Source organism: Microcoleus sp. Pol11C3, assembly GCF_036701485.1.
In the GTDB taxonomy this organism is placed as follows: domain Bacteria; phylum Cyanobacteriota; class Cyanobacteriia; order Cyanobacteriales; family Microcoleaceae; genus Microcoleus.
The window spans coordinates 1-5319 of sequence record NZ_JAUBQW010000226.1 but is presented as its reverse complement, the minus strand read 5'-3'; the positions used below and the strand labels follow the sequence as shown (position 1 = coordinate 5319).

At 54.2% G+C, this 5319-nt stretch carries 2 tRNA genes and 3 rRNA genes; all 5 read left to right on the top strand.

Annotation, left to right across the window (positions count from 1 at the left end):
• The first annotated feature begins 157 nt into the window (after window positions 1-157).
• Window positions 158-1702: ribosomal RNA gene (locus QUA40_RS27520) — 16S ribosomal RNA — on the top strand.
• A 72-nt stretch (window positions 1703-1774) separates the two neighbouring features.
• A tRNA-Ile gene (locus QUA40_RS27515) sits at window positions 1775-1851 on the top strand.
• A 10-nt stretch (window positions 1852-1861) separates the two neighbouring features.
• Window positions 1862-1937: transfer RNA gene (locus QUA40_RS27510), tRNA-Ala, on the top strand.
• A gap of 230 nt (window positions 1938-2167) precedes the next feature.
• Window positions 2168-5050, top strand: a 23S ribosomal RNA gene (locus QUA40_RS27505).
• 143 nt (window positions 5051-5193) lie between these two features.
• Window positions 5194-5308: ribosomal RNA gene (gene rrf / locus QUA40_RS27500) — 5S ribosomal RNA — on the top strand.
• Together the 16S, 23S and 5S rRNA genes with 2 tRNA genes alongside form the textbook arrangement of a ribosomal RNA operon.
• Window positions 5309-5319 lie beyond the last annotated feature (11 nt).

The window sequence follows — 5319 nt, the reverse complement described above, 5'->3', positions numbered from 1 at the left end:
GATCTTTGACAGTGTGCGCAGGAAATTTGTGCGGGCGCCTGACGGGGGATGGATGAGTCCATTTCTTGCAGACGTCTAGCCAACAAGCTTTATATTTATTGAGTAATCAAGTGATGTAAGGCCAAGGTCGGATATCTGCAGACAAAGCTTTAAGCTTTAACTGAAGAGTTTGATCCTGGCTCAGAGTGAACGCTGGCGGCAGGCCTAACACATGCAAGTCGAGCGGCAGCACAGCAGTAGCAATACTGTGGGTGGCGAGCGGCGGACGGGTGAGGAATACATCGGAATCTACCTTCTTGTGGGGGATAACGTAGGGAAACTTACGCTAATACCGCATAAGACCTGAGGGTGAAAGCGGGGGACCGCAAGGCCTCGCGCGAGAAGATGAGCCGATGTCCGATTAGCTAGTTGGTGGGGTAAAGGCCCACCAAGGCGACGATCGGTAGCTGGTCTGAGAGGATGATCAGCCACACTGGAACTGAGACACGGTCCAGACTCCTACGGGAGGCAGCAGTGGGGAATATTGGACAATGGGCGCAAGCCTGATCCAGCCATGCCGCGTGTGTGAAGAAGGCCTTCGGGTTGTAAAGCACTTTTGTTGGGGAAGAAAAGACCGTGGTTAATAACCGTGGTTCATGACGGTACCCAAAGAATAAGCACCGGCTAACTTCGTGCCAGCAGCCGCGGTAATACGAAGGGTGCAAGCGTTACTCGGAATTACTGGGCGTAAAGCGTGCGTAGGCGGTTTGTTAAGTCTGTCGTGAAAGCCCCGGGCTCAACCTGGGAATGGCGGTGGATACTGGCAGGCTAGAGTACGGTAGAGGATGGTGGAATTCCCGGTGTAGCAGTGAAATGCGTAGAGATCGGGAGGAACATCTATGGCGAAGGCAGCCATCTGGACCAGTACTGACGCTGAGGCACGAAAGCGTGGGGAGCAAACAGGATTAGATACCCTGGTAGTCCACGCCCTAAACGATGCGAACTGGACGTTGGGCTCAATTGAGAGCTCAGTGTCGAAGCTAACGCGTTAAGTTCGCCGCCTGGGGAGTACGGTCGCAAGACTGAAACTCAAAGGAATTGACGGGGGCCCGCACAAGCGGTGGAGTATGTGGTTTAATTCGATGCAACGCGAAGAACCTTACCTGGTCTTGACATCCACGGAACCCTTGAGAGATCGAGGGGTGCCTTCGGGAACCGTGAGACAGGTGCTGCATGGCTGTCGTCAGCTCGTGTCGTGAGATGTTGGGTTAAGTCCCGCAACGAGCGCAACCCTTGTCCTTAGTTGCCAGCGAGTAAAGTCGGGAACTCTAAGGAGACTGCCGGTGACAAACCGGAGGAAGGTGGGGATGACGTCAAGTCATCATGGCCCTTACGACCAGGGCTACACACGTACTACAATGGTGGGGACAGAGGGTCGCGAAGCCGCGAGGTGGAGCCAATCCCAGAAACCCCATCCTAGTCCGGATCGGAGTCTGCAACTCGACTCCGTGAAGTCGGAATCGCTAGTAATCGCGGATCAGCATTGCCGCGGTGAATACGTTCCCGGGCCTTGTACACACCGCCCGTCACACCATGGGAGTGGGTTGCACCAGAAGCAGGTAGTCTAACCGCAAGGAGGACGCTTGCCACGGTGTGATTCATGACTGGGGTGAAGTCGTAACAAGGTAGCCGTATCGGAAGGTGCGGCTGGATCACCTCCTTTTGAGCACAGACGAGTTCGCCTCTGCTCAGGCGTCCGCACAAGTTTCCTGCATTCCACAACGTGATCCGGCCTGGGTCTGTAGCTCAGGTGGTTAGAGCGCACCCCTGATAAGGGTGAGGTCGGAGGTTCGAGTCCTCCTAGACCCACCATTCTTGTCACGGGGCCATAGCTCAGCTGGGAGAGCACCTGCTTTGCAAGCAGGGGGTCGTCGGTTCGATCCCGACTGGCTCCACCAGTTTTGCCAGGTCATGTGGAATGACAGCGCACACAAAAGATTAGGTGACCGGCACAGGCCGGGCATCGTGTTCTTTGAAAATATGGGACGTAGCGAGCGTTTGAGACGTAATTGTCATCAAGACGTGTCGTAGAGGCTAAGGCGGGAATCCTTGCTAGGGATTCCTTATTGAGTTTAATCGTTGTAACTATTTGCGAAAACGATGGCCCTGAGGCGACTTGGGGTTATATGGTCAAGCGAATAAGCGCACACGGTGGATGCCTTGGCGGTCAGAGGCGATGAAGGACGTGGCAGCCTGCGAAAAGTTCCGGGGAGTCGGCAACAGACATTGATCCGGAAATGTCCGAATGGGGAAACCCACTGCTTCGGCAGTATCGTGCAGTGAATACATAGCTGTACGAGGCGAACGCGGTGAACTGAAATATCTCAGTAACCGTAGGAAAAGAAATCAACCGAGATTCCCCCAGTAGTGACGAGCGAACGGGGACCAGCCCTGAAGTCTATTAGGTTCTAGCAAAATGGCTTGGAAAGGCCAGCCGTAGAAGGTGATAGCCCTGTATGTGAAAGGGCCTAATAGATGATGATGAGTAAGGCGGGGCACGTGAAACCCTGTCTGAATATGGGGGGACCATCCTCCAAGGCTAAATACTCCTGACCGACCGATAGCGAACCAGTACCGTGAGGGAAAGGCGAAAAGAACCCCGGCGAGGGGAGTGAAATAGAACCTGAAACCGTGTGCGTACAAGCAGTGGGAGCCGACTTGTTCGGTGACTGCGTACCTTTTGTATAATGGGTCAGCGACTTATTGTCTGTAGCAAGCTTAACCGTATAGGGGAGGCGAAGGGAAACCGAGTCTGAATAGGGCGCATAGTTGCAGGCAATAGACCCGAAACCGGGTGATCTAGCCATGCCCAGGGTGAAGGTCGGGTAACACCGACTGGAGGCCCGAACCCACTCCTGTTGCAAAAGTAGGGGATGAGGTGTGGCTAGGAGTGAAAAGCTAATCGAACCCGGAGATAGCTGGTTCTCCTCGAAAGCTATTTAGGTAGCGCCTCGCACGAATCTTCTTGGGGGTAGAGCACTGTTATGGCTAGGGGGTCATTGTGACTTACCAAACCATGGCAAACTCCGAATACCAAGACAGACTATGCGGGAGACACACGGCGGGTGCTAACGTCCGTCGTGAAAAGGGAAACAACCCAGACCCACAGCTAAGGTCCCCAAATTACCGCTCAGTGGAAAACGATGTGGGAAGGCACAGACAGCCAGGAGGTTGGCTTAGAAGCAGCCATCCTTTAAAGAAAGCGTAATAGCTCACTGGTCGAGTCGGCCTGCGCGGAAGATTTAACGGGGCTAAGCGGTATACCGAAGCTTGGGGTGTACATCTCTGATGTACGCGGTAGAGGAGCGTTCCGTAAGCCGTTGAAGGTGGATTGTAAAGTCTGCTGGAGGTATCGGAAGTGCGAATGCTGACATAAGTAACGATAATGCGGGTGAAAAACCCGCACGCCGAAAGCCCAAGGTTTCCTTGCACAACGTTAATCGGTGCAGGGTGAGTCGGCCCCTAAGGCGAGACCGAAAGGTGTAGTCGATGGGAAGCTGGTTAATATTCCAGCACCTCGCGTGACTGCGATGGGGGGACGGAGAAGGTTAGGTGTACCGGGCGTTGGTTGTCCCGGGGAAAGGAGGTAGGCATTGAGCGTAGGCAAATCCGCGCTCATCTATGCCGAGCACCGAGACGAGTCCTATCGGACGAAGTCACTGATACCACGCTTCCAGGAAAAGCCTCTAAGCTTCAGGTCACGCAGACCGTACCGTAAACCGACACAGGTGGGTAGGATGAGAATTCTCAGGCGCTTGAGAGAACTTGGGTGAAGGAACTAGGCAACATGGTACCGTAACTTCGGGAGAAGGTACGCCTTGATAGGTGGCTATATGCATAGCTGAGCTTGTCAAGGCCGCAGAAACCAGGCCGCTGCGACTGTTTATCAAAAACACAGCACTCTGCAAACACGAAAGTGGACGTATAGGGTGTGACGCCTGCCCGGTGCCGGAAGGTTAATTGATGGGGTTAGCCGCAAGGCGAAGCTCTTGATCGAAGCCCCGGTAAACGGCGGCCGTAACTATAACGGTCCTAAGGTAGCGAAATTCCTTGTCGGGTAAGTTCCGACCTGCACGAATGGCGTAACGACAGCGGCGCTGTCTCCACCCAAGACTCAGTGAAATTGAAATCGCTGTGAAGATGCAGCGTTCCCGCGGCAAGACGGAAAGACCCCGTGAACCTTTACTATAGCTTTACATTGAACGTTGAGTTCGTCTGTGTAGGATAGGTGGGAGGCTATGAAGTGTGGACGCTAGTTCGCATGGAGCCATCCTTGAAATACCACCCTGATGTGCTTGACGTTCTAACCTGGGCCCGTTATCCGGGCCGGGGACCATGTATGGTGGGTAGTTTGACTGGGGCGGTCTCCTCCCAAAGAGTAACGGAGGAGCACGAAGGTACGCTCAGCGCGGTCGGACATCGCGCACTGTGTGCAAAGGCATAAGCGTGCTTGACTGCAAGATCGACGGATCAAGCAGGTACGAAAGTAGGTCTTAGTGATCCGGTGGTTCTGTATGGAAGGGCCATCGCTCAACGGATAAAAGGTACTCCGGGGATAACAGGCTGATACCGCCCAAGAGTTCATATCGACGGCGGTGTTTGGCACCTCGATGTCGGCTCATCACATCCTGGGGCTGTAGTCGGTCCCAAGGGTATGGCTGTTCGCCATTTAAAGTGGTACGCGAGCTGGGTTCAGAACGTCGTGAGACAGTTCGGTCCCTATCTGTCGTGGGCGTTGGAGATTTGAGAGGGGCTGCTCCTAGTACGAGAGGACCGGAGTGGACGACCCCCTGGTGTTCCGGTTGTCATGCCAATGGCATTGCCGGGTAGCTATGGTCGGAAACGATAACCGCTGAAAGCATCTAAGCGGGAAGCGTGCCTCAAGATGAGATCTCCCGGGACTTCAAGTCCCCTAAAGGAACCATCAAGACTAGGTGGTTGATAGGTCAGGTGTGTAAGCAGGGCAACCTGTTGAGCTAACTGATACTAATGATCCGTGAGGCTTGATCATATAACCTCAAGACGCCTTATCCTCGACAACACGTTGTCGATGACAACCAAACCAAAAAATGTTCGCTACGTCCCCCCTTTGAGAGCGTGAGCGCATAACTCCGTCAATCCACCGACCCAGCCACTGCGACCCTCCACCCTCTCCCTGGCGACCATAGCGCTGTGGAACCACCCGATCCCATCCCGAACTCGGAAGTGAAACGCAGCTGCGCCAATGGTAGTGTGGCCTAAGCCATGCAAGAGTAGGTCATCGCCAGGGTTTTTTATCCC